Annotated in this window: 12 protein-coding genes, 1 tRNA gene and 2 pseudogenes; 3 read left to right on the top strand and 12 right to left on the bottom strand. The window is 69.8% G+C overall.

All coding sequences use genetic code 11. The annotated features are described in order from the left end of the window. Window positions 1-55: 55 nt before the first annotated feature. From LW587_RS04375 to LW587_RS04355, 5 genes and pseudogenes are all read right to left on the bottom strand, one after another. Window positions 56-337, bottom strand: coding sequence for a DUF2312 domain-containing protein (locus LW587_RS04375; protein WP_232628376.1), 282 nt, complete (start codon window positions 335-337; stop codon window positions 56-58). A gap of 596 nt (window positions 338-933) precedes the next feature. Then, window positions 934-2,193, bottom strand: coding sequence for an extracellular catalytic domain type 1 short-chain-length polyhydroxyalkanoate depolymerase (locus LW587_RS04370; RefSeq protein ID WP_232628375.1), 1,260 nt, complete (start codon window positions 2,191-2,193; stop codon window positions 934-936). A 75-nt stretch (window positions 2,194-2,268) separates the two neighbouring features. Beyond that, window positions 2,269-2,688: a CopG family transcriptional regulator gene (locus LW587_RS04365; RefSeq protein ID WP_232628374.1), complete on the bottom strand. Its 420-nt coding sequence runs from the start codon at window positions 2,686-2,688 to the stop codon at window positions 2,269-2,271. 284 nt (window positions 2,689-2,972) lie between these two features. Then, a pseudogene (locus tag LW587_RS04360) lies at window positions 2,973-4,069 on the bottom strand (IS630 family transposase). Window positions 4,070-4,459: 390 nt separating this feature from the next. Then, a complete protein-coding gene (locus tag LW587_RS04355) occupies window positions 4,460-5,071 on the bottom strand; it encodes a TetR/AcrR family transcriptional regulator (protein ID WP_232628373.1) in 612 nt (203 codons plus the stop codon). Window positions 5,072-5,153: 82 nt separating this feature from the next. Here LW587_RS04355 and LW587_RS04350 point away from each other — a divergent pair, with 82 nt between their 5' ends. Both LW587_RS04350 and LW587_RS04345 read left to right on the top strand, forming a co-directional pair. Further along, window positions 5,154-5,624 (top strand): cupin domain-containing protein, encoded by a 471-nt coding sequence (locus LW587_RS04350; protein ID WP_232628372.1) that lies wholly within the window; start codon window positions 5,154-5,156, stop codon window positions 5,622-5,624. Between the two features lie 75 nt (window positions 5,625-5,699). Then, a pseudogene (locus LW587_RS04345) lies at window positions 5,700-6,463 on the top strand (IS5 family transposase); the annotation flags it as partial. Between the two features lie 153 nt (window positions 6,464-6,616). On the opposite strand, the gene LW587_RS04340 reads toward LW587_RS04345, so the two are convergent. The 4 genes from LW587_RS04340 to LW587_RS04325 all read right to left on the bottom strand — a co-directional run bounded on the left by LW587_RS04340 (window position 6,617) and on the right by LW587_RS04325 (window position 11,973). Beyond that, a tRNA-Ser gene (locus LW587_RS04340) sits at window positions 6,617-6,706 on the bottom strand. A gap of 334 nt (window positions 6,707-7,040) precedes the next feature. After that, window positions 7,041-8,648 (bottom strand): heme biosynthesis protein HemY, encoded by a 1,608-nt coding sequence (locus tag LW587_RS04335; RefSeq protein ID WP_232628371.1) that lies wholly within the window; start codon window positions 8,646-8,648, stop codon window positions 7,041-7,043. A 124-nt stretch (window positions 8,649-8,772) separates the two neighbouring features. Next, window positions 8,773-11,127: a COG4223 family protein gene (locus LW587_RS04330; RefSeq protein ID WP_232628370.1), complete on the bottom strand. Its 2,355-nt coding sequence runs from the start codon at window positions 11,125-11,127 to the stop codon at window positions 8,773-8,775. Between the two features lie 135 nt (window positions 11,128-11,262). After that, the gene (locus LW587_RS04325) at window positions 11,263-11,973 is read right to left on the bottom strand and encodes a uroporphyrinogen-III synthase (protein ID WP_232628369.1); all 711 of its coding nucleotides are present in this window, start codon (window positions 11,971-11,973) and stop codon (window positions 11,263-11,265) included. Window positions 11,974-12,151: 178 nt separating this feature from the next. Between LW587_RS04325 and tsaD the strand changes: the two genes are divergently transcribed. Then, the gene (gene tsaD, locus LW587_RS04320; protein WP_232628368.1) at window positions 12,152-13,195 is read left to right on the top strand and encodes a tRNA (adenosine(37)-N6)-threonylcarbamoyltransferase complex transferase subunit TsaD; all 1,044 of its coding nucleotides are present in this window, start codon (window positions 12,152-12,154) and stop codon (window positions 13,193-13,195) included. A 184-nt stretch (window positions 13,196-13,379) separates the two neighbouring features. Here the strand turns inward: tsaD and LW587_RS04315 are convergent, their stop codons facing one another. The 3 genes from LW587_RS04315 to LW587_RS04305 are packed head-to-tail and all read right to left on the bottom strand — an operon-like array spanning window position 13,380 to window position 16,578. After that, window positions 13,380-14,354, bottom strand: coding sequence for a tripartite tricarboxylate transporter substrate-binding protein (locus tag LW587_RS04315; protein ID WP_232628367.1), 975 nt, complete (start codon window positions 14,352-14,354; stop codon window positions 13,380-13,382). Between the two features lie 36 nt (window positions 14,355-14,390). Then, window positions 14,391-15,896 (bottom strand): tripartite tricarboxylate transporter permease, encoded by a 1,506-nt coding sequence (locus tag LW587_RS04310; RefSeq protein ID WP_232628366.1) that lies wholly within the window; start codon window positions 15,894-15,896, stop codon window positions 14,391-14,393. A 16-nt stretch (window positions 15,897-15,912) separates the two neighbouring features. After that, complete coding sequence (locus LW587_RS04305; RefSeq protein WP_232628365.1) at window positions 15,913-16,578, bottom strand: tripartite tricarboxylate transporter TctB family protein; 666 nt, start codon at window positions 16,576-16,578, stop codon at window positions 15,913-15,915. Between the last annotated feature and the right edge of the window lie 51 nt (window positions 16,579-16,629).

Here is a 16,629-nt window from a genome sequence, read left to right as displayed (position 1 = left end):
CGTGCTTGTTTGCGCACCGGGCCCGATGAACGTGGCCCGGTGGCGGGGCTGTCGATTAGGCTGCCTGGGCGACGGGCGCGGGCGACGGCGCATCCATTGCACGCAGATAGAGGTCGAGCAGCGTCTCCTGCTCGTCACGCTCGTCCTTGTCCTGCTTGCGCAGCTTGAGGATTTCCTTGAGCACCTTGACGTCGAGCCCCTCGCCCTTGGCCTCGCCGAAGATCTCTTTCTTGGTTTCCATGAGATCCTTGATCTCCTCGTCGATGCGCTCGATGCGCTCGATGATGGAGCGGATCCGGTCGCCTGCGATGCCCACGGTGTCGGTCGTGTCGGACATGCCTACTCCTCGCGCTGATCAGGGCCGGCAAACTGGCGGGTCAGGGTAAGCGGGAGGTTAAAGCGATCTCCCAGATAACGGTGGGCGCCATCGGCAGGGCGGATGAACGGGTTCCAGGGGTGGATCGCTGCGATGGCCGCCGGGGTTCGGTCCCGCCTGGCCTCGGTCCGATCGGCAGCGACACGGTACGCGAGCCGGAGGCGGAAAGGGCGCCCTCGGTGACTCGCGGCGAGACACGACCGCGTCGGCGGCCTCGCCATGCATGGCCGCGCTTCGGTCGATTCCGCCCCGGAAGACCGGCTGCCCGTGATCCTGGTCCACGGGCTCGGGATGTCGAACCGCTACATGATCCTGCTCGCGGAGCATCGCGCTCCTGAGCTGAGCGCCTCTCGTACCTCTGCCGCCGGCAAGGTGGGCGGGGGAGCACGGCTGGCGAATATCAGGCCGCCCTCTGCATCGAGAGCGGACCGCCCGCCGGTTATGAGCGAGGGTCCGCTGTTGGCGCTCACCGTCGATCGCATTCGCGGCTGCCGCGCGTTCGGGCTCGCAGCCGCGCTGCCGTGGTTCCCGTCTCAAGCGGATCGGGAGCCTTGGCCTCAATGCTGTGTCGGATCGCTTCGGCCTGCATGAGCCAGGAAGAAGCGCACCATCTCGCGGCTGGCATCGGGACCGCGCGGATCCGTGTAGGTGCCGTTCGGGCTTCCGCCGGACCAGGCATGGCCCGCCCCATGGAGGACCCACTGTTCCAGAACCTCTCGGCCCGAACGGTCGGACTGGACGCTGCGGGTGTAGGCGGTGCCACCCGGGCTCTCCCCGTGGGTGACGACCGTCCCGGACGCTCCCTCCAGCCCGGCCTGTGCGATGATCCGGTCGCCGTTGGCCGAGTTGACGGTGCGATCCGCATCACCGTGGAAGACGATGGTTGGGACCAATTCGTGCGATCCCCGCAGCGGGGCCGTCCCGCCGCCGTTCATGGCAGCGAAGGCGGACGGCATGTCCCTGGCGGCCCCATAGGGAAGTCCCGAGTGGACGCCGATGGCCGCGAAGAGATCAGGGTAGGTCGCCGCCATGATCGCGGCGGCCGCGCCGCCGGCCGACAGCCCCGCCGCGTAGACCCGCCTCGGGTCGGCCGAGAACTCGCGGATGACGTCACGAGCAATGCCCGCGATCAGCGACGGCTCGCCCGAATCGCGCTGCTGATCGGCAGCATTGAACCAGTTCCAGCACCTCTGCATGTTGGCCGACTGAGGCTGGGCGGGATAGGCCACCAAGAAGGTGTGCTCTTCGGCAAGCTCGTTCATCCGCGTCCCGGACGCGAAGTCATCGGGCGACTGGGTGCAGCCGTGCAGCATGACAACGAGCGGAAGGGCCTGGCCGCGATAACCGCTCGGGACATAGATCTTGTACGTCCTGCTGCCCGCCGCGCCAGAGAATGTCCGCTCCTCGTAGCGAGCCCCATCGGGTACCGTGACCGGAGATCGCTGAGGCGATCCGAAGCCGTCCCCCAGGCCAGAGATCGAGCCCATTTTGGGAAAGCGCTCACGGAGGGACCGCAGGGTCTCGGCGAGCCCCTGCCTTTCCGAGGCACCGGTCCTGTCAGCGGGTGTTTCGCCCACCGTCCCCTCGCCGAGGCTCGTTGCGGTCCACGCTCCGCCCGGGGTCCGAGGGGCGACCATGTCGATGATCGACCACGGTCGTGCGGTGCGGCCGTCCTTGCGCGGCGCTCCCTCCCGGGCGTCCGCCTGCGGCTCGGCGGAGGGCGGGCGCCCTTGAAGAAGGGCCATGGCTTCCGCGAGTTGGCCGGCGCGGGTGAGACGGGTCACCTCGCCCATATCGATGTGGGAGAACGCGTTCATGGTGATGATCCTGGATGAGGTCGATGGGTCGGCGCGGAAAGGCTGGCCGCACCGCGGATGGGTCGGGGCGAACGATCAGGCCGTCCGGTCAGCCAAGGCTGCCTTGACCGCCGGTCTGGCGTGGAAGGCGCCGAGCACTTGCACGGACGCGATGGCGGCACGGGCGAGTTCCGGCGTCACATCAGGGGCGATGCTGACGAGGCCGAGAACCTGGATCTGGAGCGGGGTGCCAGCGTCTCTCGCCGCCTCCAGATCCTGCCGGGTGTAGTGAGAGAGGCCGAGGCTCAGTTTCTTACGGGCCAAGGACTGCGTCACGGCATCGCCCTGACGGTCGAGCTGATTGCGCACGGCCGTTCGGATGAAGTCGGCGCGATTGGCATAGAAGCCGTCGCGGACCAGCAGATCGATGCGGCCGAGATCGACGAAGCCGAGGTTGATCGTCAGCTTCTCGCTCTCGGGCACTTTGGGTCGGGGGTCTGGAACGTCACCTGCCATCTTTGCGCCATCCTCAGACCATCCGGTTGGATGGTCCTGAGATGGTATGCGGAGGTTGGCATACAAGGGCCAGCCCTTGCTGCTGACATCGTTGGGATTGGGGTCGCATCGACGGATGGCGAGCGTTTCTGGGGGATGTGGCCTCGCCACAAGTCCGACCCCTTCGGTCCTGGCTGATCCACTCCATCAGCACGGTCCAAAGCCAGCCGGTCAGGTCGAGCCAGGGCAGGCTCATGCACGACATCTGCACGATATTCCCCGGGGCTCAAACCAATTCTGATCGATCAGAACACATGTGCCCAGTCTCGGTGTCCGATGCACATGATGCGCCAGGGTCGGTCGATGAGGGTGTTCCAAGCGTCGCAGCAGTGATCGAGGATGTCGGCGTAGGATTTGAAGATGTGGTTGCCGAGCCAGTTGTCGCGCAGGAACTGCCGGAGGTTCTCGACCGGGTTGAGGTCGGGGGAGCGGGCCAGCAGCGACAGCCGCGTGATGTTGGCGGGCACCGCGCGTTTCTTCGTCGTGTGCCAGCCGGCCTGATCGAGCGGCAGGACGGCGTGTGCGCCGGGGGCAACGGCCTGGGCGATCTCGGCCAAATGCAGGCCCATCGCCTCGGTGGTTCAGTGGGACATGACGAGACCGGCGCCCGTGCCCCGTGCCGGGCAGATCGCGCCGAAGATGAAGGCGGAGGCGGTGCGCTGGTCCTTCGGGGCCGAGGGGCGCGTGCCGCGCTTGGCCCAGCGCCGGACGATCGTGTTCTTCTGGCCGACGCGGGCCTCGTCAGCGAACCAGACCTCTATTGGCTTGCCGCCGACAGCCTGCGCGATCTCCGCCCAGCGGGCGGGGAAAGCTTTTTCAAAGCCGGGATGGCGTCCGGGGCCTGGGCGTGATGGCGCGGGCGGGCCGAGGGCGTCCGATAGCCCATGCCCCGCAACACCCGGCTCAAGGTCTGCTCGGACACCGACACGCCGTGATCTTCGAACAGGATCTGGGCCAGATCGATCAGCCGCCAGCGGACCACCCCGTGCGCGGCCGGCATTGGGCCCTGCTCGACCAACGCGCGCAGCGCCTCCCGCCGCTCGGCGTCCAGGCGCGGGCGGGCGCCAGGGGCCTTGCCATCGATCAGCCCGTCGGGGCCGCATGCGTTGAAGGCCATCACCCGGTCCCGCACAGTCTGGAGCCCGACCCCGCCGAGCGCGGCCGCGGCCGAGCGCGAACCGCCCGCGTCGATCGCCGACAGCACCAGCAGGCGCCGGGTCTGGGCGGGATCGCGCGCGCCCTTGGCCAAGGCGCGCAGGCCCTCGGCGTCGAAGTCCGGCCGCAGCGGCACAGGAGCAGCCATGACATCCTCCTCAGGCTCCAAACCCGAAGATAGAATCACCCCTCGGACGCCGAGGCTACCCCGTGAGTCCCGATCGGAGAGGGTTGGTATTACGGCCTCTCGGTCTTTGAGTTGAAGCTGGCGGGCCGCGCCCGATGATGATGAGCACTATAATTTAATGATAAGCCTCTCACAATTGTGCGGATACTCAAGCCTATGCGGCAATCGGCGGTTTCCGGGGAGATTTGGGTATCCAACCACGACGATATCGAGCATTTGGCGGCAGGTTTGCGCCGTCATATCGGCAGGTCGCAAAAAAAGCTGGTTTCGCTGCGGATATTCACGCGACACCCGTAAGAAGGCGTTCGACGCTCACGACCGGGTTTGCCTTCTTCGGGAGCCCCCTCAGTCGCGGCATCTACGGATACATGAACCGTAGACATGAGCGGGTTATCCCGCCGAGATGATGGCGCATCGGAGGAGCCTCGTGACAAGGAGTCGTCGCTCCAAGTCATCACACTCTATTCGTTGCATCGAACCCCAAACCGGGAAATCCGTCAACGCAAGCACAAGCTGAAGAGCAGTGCCCGACATGGCCTCGTTCTTCAACGCCTCGCGGACCAGGGCCGCAACGCCCGCCTCCACGGCCCGCAGAAATTGGTCCAGTTCCGGGATGAGATGCCGATCGGCATATGCCCTTTTGAGGCGGAGCGCACCGCGCCGATAAAAATCGTCCAGTTCATCGACAAGGCGCTGCAGGCGATCCTCGAACCGGTCGAGTCCCTCGAAGATCACCGGTGCCCGTTCAGGGATCGGCGGTGCCATCTCCTGCCAGACATGGGCACCGCAGGCCGCGACCAAGGACCCCAGATTGGGAAAATGCCTGTAGACCGTCGCCGCACCGATGCCGGCGCGCTTGGCGACGTCGACGAAAGACGTTCCGGCGACGCCCTGCTCATCGTGCAGCAGCATCGTCGCGGCAACAATGCGCTCGCGGGTGTCGTCCTGGGTCTTTGCGCGCTCCTTCATGCGATAGGCGCGGCGGTTTGTTCGATCTTCCATATTGACGATAGAGATATTCCGTGGAATCTATGTTCCGCTAAATTGCCTCATGATGAGCCAATTGTCCATCGAGGATCGCGCCGTGAACCTGACTGCGCCCACTGCCACGAACGTCACACCGCGTGTCGAGGAACGCCGGTTTCTCGGCCTGCCGACCTGGATCAAGGCTGGTCGGGAACTGACCGGCGGTCATTTCAGCCTGATCGAGCAGATCATCCCGGCCGGCTTCGAGTCGCCGTGGCATATGCATCATTCTGAAGACGAGTCGTTCTACGTCATCGAAGGACAGATGTCGGTGATCCTGGAGGGTGGCAGAACCTTGCTTCAGGCCGGGGACTTCGCCTTCGGTCCGCGCGCTATTCCGCATGGATTTCGTATAGAAGGAGAAGGCCCGGCGAGAATCCTGCTGATGACGACGGGAAGCGATTTTGCTGACTTTATCGCCGAGGCGAGCGTGCCGAGCGATGCTCCGCCGGCCGCTCCCGATATGGCGTTCTTGGTGGCGGCAGCCGAACGGCACAACTTGGCGATCCTCGGGCCACTACCGAAATAGGACGGCGGATTAGACAGCCTGTTTAACCAGGGGGGTGCTTTCGCGCGTTGGGTTCGGAAGGAAAAGCCGATGAGGACGGATGCAGAATGGGCAACGGTCGCGCCTTTGCTGGCCTGCGACGATCTGCTGGCGGGGGACCTGCGGGAGATGGTGAACGCCTGCCGGTCCCTGGAGAAGACAGGCTGCCCCTGGCGCTACCTGCCGACGGACTTGGGTCCGTAAGAGACCGCGCGTACGTGGCATGACCGCTTCCGCGCCGACGGGCACTGGTCGGAGATCGCTGCCCTGCCGACGCGGGCGGTGCGACAGAAGCGCGGGCGTCCCGCCGAACCCAAGACTGCGATCCTGGACTCACAGAGCGTGGTGTCGGGTCCGCAGGCCGGGGTGCGTGGGACGGATGGCAAGAAGAAGGTCCGGGGCATCAGGCACCACGTGCCGACCTGCTCGCACGGCTTCGTTCTGGCGGCGCTCGTTACGGCCGCCAACGTGCACGACACCCAGACGGCCGGCGGGCTGTTCGACCGTGCGGCGCAGGCCGGCTGGGCACCCGAGGGGGTGAAGGTCGATGGGCATCTACATCGGCGCACGCATGGACGAAGCCGCCGCGCGTCAGGGCCTCGACGTTTCAGGTCTCGACCCGCCCACCCGAGATCAAAGGCTTCGAGCCCTTGCCGCTTCGCTGGCGCATCGAAGCGACCTTCGGCACGCTGACCACGCGTTACCGCCGCCTGACCCGGCATTGGGAGCAGAGCCCGGCGGCCGCCGAAGATGCTGTCAGCATCGCGAATTGCAACCGCTTGCTGCGCACCTATCACCGACCCCAGGACTGCGCAACGTAGTCAAACAGGCTCTCATATTGGCAGCAGAACGGTCGTCAACACAACAGAAGGGGATCGGTGGCCTTCCGTACAGCACGATGTCATGCGGTGATCGGCGGTAATATCAGGTGATCGGCGACAAATTGTTCGCCCAGAAGGCGATTTTAGCACAGATGGCGGAGGGAGCGGGATTCGAACCCGCGATACCGTTTCCGGTATACACACTTTCCAGGCGTGCGCCTTCAACCACTCGGCCACCCCTCCAGTGCCCACCGGAAACCGCGGCGAGTATGCAAACTCGGCGACGGTTCCGCGCGGCAGGCGCCGTGCTGTAGCGGGGGCGCCGGGTTCTGGCAAGCTGCAAACGGCGTTCCGTCGGGCATTCGCCGCGAGGCCGGCGGACCGTGTTTCCGGAGTCACCGAAAGGGCCGCGTCGGTGTGGCCGGCCCAGGGGCGGTCATGGCCGCATGGGGGTCGTGGGCAGCGTGTTGGCGGACGGCGCATCACCGGGCGGACGGCCCTTGGCCGCCCCGTCAAGCCGGCGGCGCTCAGGCGACGATGGGGGCCCAAGGGAGCTCCCCATCGTCGGAGGTGGGGTTCAGGCGATGCGCCGGGGACGCACCGACGGCGTCCCGGGCGGGACCGGGGCAGGCACCGGAGCGGCGGCCGGGGACGTCCCCGCGCCCGTTTCCAGGAAGCCCGGGACCGGCGGCGTCGGCTGCGGGGGCACCGCGGGGGGTAGCACTGGGGACGCGTCGAGCGTCTTGGCCTCAAGCGCCTTGGCCTCCGGAGCAGCGCTCTCGGATGGGCCGAGGTCCGGCTTCGAGAGATCGACCCTGCCGAGTTGCGGCGGGTGACGATCGGACTTCGCCGCCGAGGGCGCCTCGGGAAGCGGGGCGTCGTCCTCGTCCGGCCCGGCCAGGATCTCCGGCGGGGTCTTCCACACGAAGGCGTCGAGGCGCCCCGTGGTCGGCGAGAGGGGCGCCCAGCGCTCGGAGATCACCCCGTCGGCGACCCAGGCCGGATCGCGCGGCGCGCGGGCGGCGCGGGCGAGCCACTCGCGCGACCGTCCGCTGTCGGGACCGTGCTCGGCGGCCTCGATCCGCGCCATCATCCGGCAGACCCGGACGGTCGGGCGCTCGTCGAGGATGGGGGCCAGCGCGTCGCGGGCCCAGCCGAACTCCTTCGCCTCGGCGGCAGCCTGGGCGATCACGAGGCGGGCCTCCGGATCCCAGGAGGAGAGCTTGGCCAGCGTCTCGGCCCGGGCGAGCCGGTCGCGGGCAGAATCGCCGGTGCGGAGGTTGAGATAGACCTTGCCGAGTTCCGGATGCGGCGAGGCCTTCCAAGCCGTCTCGACGATCTTGGCGGCCTTGCGCAGGTCGTTGCGGCGGGCGAGCAGGCGCCCGGCGATGACGGCGGCGGGGACGAGATCGGGGGCGAGCTTGACCGCCTTGAGCGCCTGCTCGGTGGCCGTGTCGGGCTCACCGGCCTCGTGGCTCTGGGCGGCGGCGGTGAGCAGCACCGCGCGCTGGCGGCGGGCGGCGTATTTGTCGGTCAGACCCAACGCGGCCCGGCGCTCGACCGTGGCGGTCGCGGCGGACCAGTCCCCGTCGGCGCATTGCGCCTCCATCACCGCCTCGTTGGCCCAGGTCACGCTGGGGGCGAGGCGCGCGGCTTCCGTCGCGTAGGCGCGGGCGGCGCCCTCGTCCTCCCGGCGGCGGGCCTCGACGAACAGGCCGCGCAACCCGAGCACGCGGGTCTCGGGATCGTCCGCCATGCGCTGGAAGGCGAGCTCGGCGGCGTCGCGGTCGCCCGAGATCTGGGCGGCCTGCGCCTTGAGCAGCAGGGTCAGCGGCTGCGCGCCCAGCAGGCGCTCGGCATCGCCCGCGTGCCGGCGCGCGGCGAGCGGATCGCCCGAGCCCACCGCGATCATGCCGCGCGAGAGCGAGGCGAGGCCCTTGTTGCGGCGACGCTCGCGGGTCGCGCGGCTGATGCTCGCCGGCAGGCCGATCACGCCGGTGACCAAGGCCCAGATGATGCCGAGAACGATCGCCGCCACCAGCACGCCGGTCAGCGCGATGGCGAGGCTCATGCCGATCTCATAGCCGCTCCAGACCACGGTCACGGTGCCGGGATGGTCGGCGATCCAGACGGCTCCGTACGCCGCGACGGCGAGCAGAGCCAGGAAGACGAGGGCGCGCCACATGGATCAGGGCCTCCTTGGAAGCACGGCGAGCGGGCGCTCGCGGCCCGGGCGGAGTGGAATGAAGCGGGCCGGCGCGGTGCGCGGGCCCAGCGGATACGGATGCGTCATGATCGCGGCGGCAGGGTCAGCGCGCCGGAGGCAGGCCGGTGAAGGCATCGGCCAGCAGCGACTGGGCGGCTCGACCGGCCTCGGCACGGGCCGCGAGCCGCGCGCCGAAATCGCCGGCCTGCGCCTTCGCCTCGTCCGGCAGGCCGGCGAAGGCCTGGGCGGCGGCCGGAAGGTCACCCCGGTCGAGGGCGGCCTGGACCTGAGCCGTCGAGGCCTCCCCGCCGGCGCTGGCGGCACCGGACGCGGTCGGCGCCGCGGGGGCGTCGCTGCGCTTCACCTGCACGATCGAGCTCGCCATGTTCATCAGCCGGTCGCCGACGCTGCCGGTCTCGGCCAAAGCCTTGGCCTGCGCGGCGCGCTTCGCCTCGGCGATCTTGCCCGTGACACCGTGGAACTCGGCGGCGAGCGCCTGGGCGGTCGGCGCGCCCTTGTCGGCGAAGGGCGCGAGCGAGCCGATGCGCTTCGAATCCGCCGGCTCGAGGTTGCGCAGGCTCGACAGCGCCTCGGGATAGGGCTGGCCGGCATCGAGCGCGGTGGCGATCCGGTCCGCCGCGACGATCCGCAGGGCGGATTGGACGGTCGCCGCCTTGGCGCTCTGGTCGAGCGCCTTGTCGAGGCCGGCGATCCGCTCAGCCTGCTCCTGGAGGCGGCGGTCGATCCCCTTGGCGACCTCGTCGGCCCGCGCTTGGCCAGCTTCCGCCGCCTGCTTGCCGGCCTGGGTGGCGTCCTGGACGGCCTGGGTCGCTGCCGCCACCCGGCTCTCGAGGGCTTTCTGCACCTCGTCGAGACGCTTGGCGAGGCCGTTCTCGGCGCTCTCGTTGGCCTTGGTGCGAGCCTCGATCTCGCTCTGGAGGGCCGCGAGCTTCTGGCTGAAGTCGGGCGCCGCCGCGCCCTTGTCCCCGGCGCTCTCCAGCGCCTTGAGGCGCCCGTCGAGGGCGGCGAGCGCCCCGGCATCGGCCGGGGACCCCTGCGCGGTCTTCACCTCGGCCGTGCCGTCGCGCCCCGGCTCCTCCTGCAGTGCCGAGACGCGCTGGTCGAGGGCATCGAGCCGCGCCACGAGATCGGCAGGCACCGCCGGGGCCTGGGCAGTGGCGCCGCCCTCCGCAGCCGGTGCGGCCCCCTCCGCCGCAGGGGCGGTACCGCCCGCCTTGCGCAGGGCGTCCTGGGCCCGCTCGTCGGCCGCCTTGGCGGAGGCCTCGGCCCGGCCGACGGCGTCCTTGAGGGGCTTCAGCGCCTGCTCGTCGGCGGCGATGCGCTTCTCGAGGGCGCCGAGCGCGTCCTTCGAAGCGAGCCCGGCCACCGTCTTGTCGAGCCCCGCGAGGCGCGGGTCGCTGCCGCGCTGGAAGGTCGTGACACCGTAGAGGAGACCCGCGCCGATCAACCCGCCGAGAAGCCCGGAGGCCGCCACGGCGCCGACGCCCGGCCCCGCCTTGGCGGCGGCCGGTGTGGAGGCACCGCTCGCAGGACCGGTCGAGGGTTTGGCCGCCGCCGGGCCATTGCCCGCCCCATCCGGCTTAGAGCCCGCCTTCCCGGCCTCGGACGGCTCGGACAGACGCTTGGCCTTCATGTCGAGGATCGGTCCCTCGGTCAGCGAGGCGGTCTCGGTCACGCGGGTCGGGCCGGAGCCCGGCCGGCCGTCCGTGGCCTTCGCGTCCGAAGTCTTGGAATCGGAGGACTTGGTATCGGAGAACTTGGTATCTTCGGGCTTCGTGCCGGTCGCCGGAGCTTCGGGCTTGATCGCGCTGCTGCCGGTGGCGCCGGCCTTGACCGGGTCATCCGCCTTCGCAGCGATCGGGCCCACGGAGGCCGGGGACGGGGGCACGGCGCTGCTGCCCGTAGCGCCCGGCTTCAGAGGCACGGCGCCGGCGGGCGAGAGCGAGGACGGACGGGGAGGCGCGCCCGACGACGTCCCGATCGGCGGCACCGCGGCGCCGGGCTTGGCCGCCTCGGAGGGTTTTGCGGGATCGGACGGCTTGGCGAGGTCCGACGGCTTGGCGAAGTCCGACGGCTTGGCAGGATCGGACGTCCTGGCGCCGACCGGCGGAACGGCGCCGCCCGCGAACGACCCGGGCCGGGGCGGCTCGCCGGGGCGCGCGTCCCGCGACCGATCGGACGGGCCGGCGGGTCCGCCGGGCAGCGCGCTGCTGCCGGTGGTGCCGGGCTTGAGCGGCTCGGATTTAAGCGGCTCGGACTTGCCCGGCACGAACTTACCTGGCTCGAACTTGCTGGGCTCCGGCTTGGCGAGCTCGACCGTCTTGGAATCGGGTTTGGCGGCTTCAGGCTTGGAGGCCGGCGGCGTGGCCGATGAGGGAGAGGCGGGGGAAGCGCCCTTGTTCGCGGGCTTCGGACCATCGTCCCTGGGTGAAGTCACGGGCGTCCACTCCCTTAAGCCGCCGTTCCGGCGTTGCCCTCCCATAGGAGGGTTTGCCGCCGCTATCCATCACAACATCGCCGCGTTTCCACCCCCGACTGAATGCAGCTTCCTCCCGATCAGGGAAGGCGCCGCTCAATCCGGGGCCGGAAGTCCGGCAAGGAGAGACTCCTCGCTCGGTCGCGCCGCCACAAAATGGGCCGCGAGGCCGAACTCGACCAGTCCCGCTTCCACATCCGGCGACAGGCAGTAATGCGCGAGCGCCCGAAACGCTCCGGCGAGCCCCGCCTCCCGGCACAGATCGGCCGCGATCCCGGCGCTGCGTCGGGAGAAGTGCAGCACCGCCCGCAGCGGTTCCCCCTCCCTGTCCAGTAAGGCGTGGGCCACCGCCTCGGGAAGCGCCGGCGCGGGGCGCGCGGCGTAGGCGGTCCAGGCCGCAACCCGGTAGCCCGCCGCCGCGAGGCTCGCTCCCGGCTCGGCCTTTCGGTCCTCGCCCGCGGCGTGGAGCAGGGCGCGGCCCGGCGGCAGGCTCGCGGCGACCAGCCGGGCGAGGTCGCCCGCGTCGCCCTCGGCGCAGACAATCCGGGTCAGGCCCGCGCGCCGGGCTCTTTCCGCGGTGCGCGCCCCCACCGCGAAGACCGGCCAGTCGGAGAATCCCGCCTCGGCTAGTGCGGCGACGGCGTTGCCGCTCGTCAGGATGACGCCGTCGAAGGGGCCGGCGGGTGGGGGCGCGCCCGTCGGGACGACGTGCAGCACCGGCGCGACCAGGGCGGAATGCCCCCCCGCCTCGAGGCGGCGCGCCGTGCGCGACGCGCCCGGTTCCGGCCGTGGCACCCAGATCCGCATCGGCCTCTCCCCAGGATGGCGTGACGCGCGAACCCGCATGTTTTCCCTGTCGGAACACGCCGATTCTGCGTAAACCGACTCCGCGCGACGGCGGAGACCGCCCCCCGTGTGCGGGGCGATCGAGGGCGCGCGCAAGCCCCGAGCACGCGATGCACCGAGCGGAGCCCCCGAAGAGCCGATGAAGATTCTCGGGATCGAGACGACCTGCGACGAGACCGCCGCCGCCGTGGTGGCGCTCGGCGAGGGCGAACGCGGGCACATCCTCGCCAACGAGGTTCTGAGCCAGATCGCCGAGCACGCGGCCTATGGCGGCGTCGTGCCCGAGATCGCCGCCCGCGCCCATGTCGAGGTGCTCGACCGGCTGATCGCCCGGGCGCTCCAGCGGGCCGGCACCGACCTCGCCGGCCTCGACGGCATCGCGGTCGCCGCCGGGCCCGGCTTGATCGGCGGCGTCCTGATTGGGCTCGTCACCGCCAAGACCCTGGCGCTGGTCGCGCGAAAGCCGCTCCTGGCGGTCAACCACCTCGAGGCCCACGCGCTGACGCCCCGGCTCACCGACGGGCTCGCCTTCCCCTACCTGCTGCTGCTGGCCTCCGGCGGCCACACCCAGCTCGTCGCCGTCAAGGGCGTCGGCGAGTATGTCCGGCTCGGCACCACGATCGACGACGCAATCGGCGAGGCCTTCGACAAGGTCGCGAAGCTCCTGGGTCTCGGCTATCCGGGCGGACCGGAGGTCGAGCGGCTGGCCGAGGAAGGGGATCCGGAGCGCTTCGCCCTGCCCCGCCCGATGATCGGACGCCGGGAGGCCGACTTCTCGTTGTCCGGCCTCAAGACGGCGCTGCGCCTCGAGGCCGAGCGCCTCGCGCCGCTCGCCAGCCGCGACGTGGCCGATCTCTGCGCGAGTTTCCAGGCCGCGGTGGTGGATGTGGTGGTGGACCGGGTGCGGGTCGCCCTGCGGGCCTTCGGCGGCGTCGCCGGCCACCCGACCGCCCTGGTGGCGGCGGGCGGGGTGGCGGCCAACGGCGCGATCCGTCGGGCCCTGGCGGCACAGGCCGGCGAGGTCGGTCTCGGCTTCGTCGCGCCGCCCCTGCCGCTCTGCGGCGACAACGGCGCCATGATCGCCTGGGCCGGGCTGGAGCGCCTGCGCCTCGGCCTCATCGACGACTTGACCGTGCCGGCGCGGGCCCGCTGGCCCTTCGCGCAGGCGCCCCAGGCGTCCTGAAGCGCGCCGCCTCCCGGCAGCGGGGGCGTCCCGACGCCGCGCACGACACGCAAAAAGCCCGGCCAGCGGCCGGGCTCTTTCGTGATTTTCCAGGACCCCAGGCCCACGACCATCCCCGGCCTCGCGAAAGGCCGGGGATGGCGCCGTCATGGGTGTGGAACCGCCGAAGCGGTCCGCATCCCGATCAGGGATTGCTGCCTTCGACGGCCGAGCGCAGCACCGGCGTCCAGCGGGCGACCTCGCTCTCGACGAGCTTCTGCAGGGCGACCGGGCCGGCCTCCTCGGTCTTCGGCACCGTGCCGCCGAGTTCGAGGATGCGCTTTGTGGCGTTCGGGTCCTTCACGGCGGCGTCGAGCGCGTCGACGAGCTTCTTGCGGACGTCCTCCGGCAGGCCCTTCGGAGCGAAGACCGCGTTCCAGGCGCTGACCTGGTAATCGGGCAGGCCCGCTTCCTTGGTGGTCGGCACGTTGGGCAGGCTCGGCGAGCGCTCCGGCGTCGCGATGGCGTAGGCCTTGATGGTGTTGCCGGCGATCTGCGGAGCGACGTTGACGATCTGGTCGGTCATGAAGTCGACCTGACCGGCCACGAGGTCGTTCAGGGCCGGGCCGGTGCCGCGATAGACGACCAGAGTCGGCTTGGCGCCGATGATCGAGTCGAACAGCACGCCGGTCGAGTGGGAGACCGAGCCGACGCCCGCATGGGCTTGGTTGATCGACGAGCCGCCGGACTTCAGCGCCTCGACGAGGCCCTTCAGGTCGGTGGCGGCCATGGTCTTCTTCGCGACGATGACGATCGGCGTTCCGGCGGCGAGCCCGATCGGGTCGAAGCTCTTGGCCGGGTCGTATTTCAGGCCCTTGAACAGCGCCGGAGCGGCGCCGTGCGTGCCCATATGGCCCATCATGATGGTATAGCCGTCGGGCGCGGATTGCGAGGCACGGGTGATGCCGGTGGTGCCGCCGGCACCCGCCACGTTCTCGATGACGACCTGCTGACCGAGCACCTTCGACATGGGCTCGGCAACGATGCGGGCGATGACGTCGGTCGGGCCGCCGGCCGCGAACGGCACCACCATGGTGATCGGCCGCTGCGGATACGAGTCGGCCCGGGCGGCGAAGGCCGTCATCGCCGCCAGGAATCCGAATGCGAAAGCCTTCTTCACTGTGTTCCCCCTTGATCGTTGAAGCGGCCTCAAACCTCAGGCCTCGGTGAAGACTTCGTCGCGGCTCTTGCGCAAGGATGGCAGCAGGGCGGCGGCGACGATCGCGAAGGCGATGATGAACAGGACGGCGCTGACCGGACGCTCGAGGAACACCATCGGATCCCCGCGCGAGAGCGTGAGCGAGCGGCGCAGATACTCTTCCATGAGCTTGCCGAGGACGAAGCCGAGCAGCAGCGGGGCCGGCTCGAACCCGAACTTGATCAGCAGATAGCCCATGAACCCGAAGAAGCCGATCATGATGACATCGGTCGGCAGCGAGTTGATGGAGTAGATGCCGATCGAGCAGAACATCAGGATTGCCGGGAACATCAGCCGGTAGGGCACCTTGAGCAGGCGCACCCAGACGCCGACGAGCGGCAGGTTGATGACCAGCAGCATCAGGTTGCCGACCCACATCGAGGCGATCATGCCCCAGAACAGCTCGGGGCTCTTGGTCATCACGCCCGGCCCCGGGATGATGCCGTGGATCGTCATGGCGCCGACCATGAGCGCCATCACCGCGTTCGGCGGGATGCCGAGGGTCAGGAGCGGGATGAAGGCGGTCTGCGCGCCGGCGTTGTTGGCGCTCTCCGGACCCGCCACGCCCTCGATGGCCCCGCGGCCGAACCGGCTCGGATCCTTCGCGAGCTTCTTCTCGATCGTATAGGCGGCGAACGGACCGAGCACCGCGCCGTTGCCGGGCAGGATGCCGAGGGTCGCACCGATGGCGGTGCCGCGCAGGGTCGCGGGCGTCGCCTGTTTCAGGTCGGCGAAGCTGGGCAGCAGCCGGCCGATGCGCTCGCGCATGACGTCGCGGGTCTCGGTGCTGTCGAGGTTGCGCAGGATCTCGGCGACGCCGAACAGCCCCATGGCCAGCACCGAGAAATCGACGCCGTCCGTCAGGAACGAGAACCCGAAGGTCATCCGCTCCTGGCCGGTCTCCAGATCGGTGCCGACGACGGCGAGCAGCACGCCGAGGAGGATCATGGCGACGGCCTTCAGGACCGAGCCGTGAGCCAGCACGATCGCGAAGGCGAGGCCCATCACCATCAGGGCGAAGTACTCCGCCGGACCGAAGATGAGCGCGAGCTGCGTCAGCGGCGCCCCCAACGCGGCGATCAGCAGGGTCGCCACCGTGCCGGCGAAGAAGGAGGCGATGGCCGCCGTGCCGAGCGCGATGCCGGCCTTGCCCTGGCGCGCCATCTGGTGGCCGTCCAGCGCCGTGACGACCGAGGTCGCCTCGCCGGGGATGTTGACGAGGATCGCCGTGGTCGATCCGCCGTATTGCGCGCCGTAATAGATGCCGGCGAGCATGATGAGGGCGCCCACCGGGTCGAGACCGAAGGTGATGGGCAGGAGCATCGCGATCGTGGCGATGGGCCCGACACCGGGCAGCACGCCGATCAGGGTCCCGACGAGGCACCCGAGAAAGCACAGGGCGACGTTCTGGAGGCTGAGCGCGACCGAGAAGCCGAGGCCGAGGTTTGAGACAAGATCCGGCACGGGGCCTGCTCCAGGGTCAGGTCGTCAGGGAATGGCGCGCGACGTCGACCGTCCCACGCTTGTGGGAGCGGCGCTGCAGGAGCATCAGCAGCAGCCCGAAGAGGGCGAGCGCGCCCGCCGCGATCCGCAGCATCGTGCGGGCCGGGATCGTACCGGTGAGGGCCTGCACCACCGCATTCGGGAAGATCGGGATCGGCAGGTTCAGCAGGTCGCCGAACAGGATCATGCAGCCTGCGGTCAGGAGGAGGGCCAGCGTCACGAGATCGAGGAAACGGGCCTCGTGCGTGGCGTAGCCGCCGACGATGACGGCGAGCGGGCCGGCGACGATGAGGCCGAGGCCCGGCGTCGTGATGCCGCCGAAGGGGAAGGGCCGGATCGTGATGGCGAAGAGCAGGATCGCCAGGATCACCACCACGGGCCCCCGCAGGGTGAAGGATTGCAGCGGCGCCCCGTCATGGGTGAAGCCGGCGACCGCCAGCGCGATGCCGCAGGCGATGACGCCGAGGGAGAGCCAGAACGGCATCAGACCCGGGCCGATGGCGCGGAGCGAACCGTATTCCAGATCGCTCGACGCCCAGATTCCGAACAATCCGAGCAGGATGAGGCCGATCCCGGCCACCAGGCTCTGAGGGGCGCGCACCACGCCGCGGCGGCGCTGCGCGCCGTCGAGGGGCCCGTCCATTCCGTATCCTCCCTGTCCCGTACCGCCCTCACAGGCGGGTTGCAGTGGTTC

The organism is Methylobacterium sp. Leaf118, assembly GCF_920984675.1.
In the GTDB taxonomy this organism is placed as follows: Bacteria; Pseudomonadota; Alphaproteobacteria; order Rhizobiales; family Beijerinckiaceae; genus Methylobacterium.
Note: the sequence above shows the minus strand (reverse complement) of the source record. Positions and strands in the feature narration are given on the sequence as shown.